Annotated in this window: 1 protein-coding gene; it reads right to left on the bottom strand. The window is 46.4% G+C overall.

Annotation, left to right across the window (positions count from 1 at the left end; translation table 11 throughout):
- Positions 1-300 (bottom strand): hypothetical protein (locus tag AB4585_RS26245; protein ID WP_372171693.1); only part of this gene is annotated, 300 nt, incomplete at its 3' end.
- Positions 301-401: the final 101 nt, after the last annotated feature.

Raw genomic sequence — 401 nt, forward strand, 5'->3', positions numbered from 1 at the left:
AGGGTAGGTCTGTCCAAATGGGCTGTAGCCTAGTCGCATTGCGGTTGTTCCAGTCTCATCTAGTGCATGTATAGCACTTCCTAAGCGGCCATGATGTACGTACAAATGGGCGATATCTGAGCCTTTAGTGCCGCTAGCTGTAAACAAAGGGGAATCGAGGTCATACAGTTTTTGATGAAGCACATCTCCATAGGGAAGATCATCTCGCGGCAGTTGTGTCAATGAACGGAATGGGGAGTACTCATTGCCCTCGGATAACCATTGCCCTTGTTCCTGCCTGCCATCATGATGACTATACAAAGTGCTTATATTTTGCTGAGCTTTGTTGCTTGAATTTCCCTTTTGAGAAGCACTATAAACTCGTTGGGATTTTACACGCCTTGAGCGAGCGTCATATCCAT

Source organism: Vibrio sp. 10N.222.49.C9, from assembly GCF_041474985.1.
Taxonomy (GTDB): Bacteria; Pseudomonadota; Gammaproteobacteria; order Enterobacterales; family Vibrionaceae; genus Vibrio; species Vibrio crassostreae_C.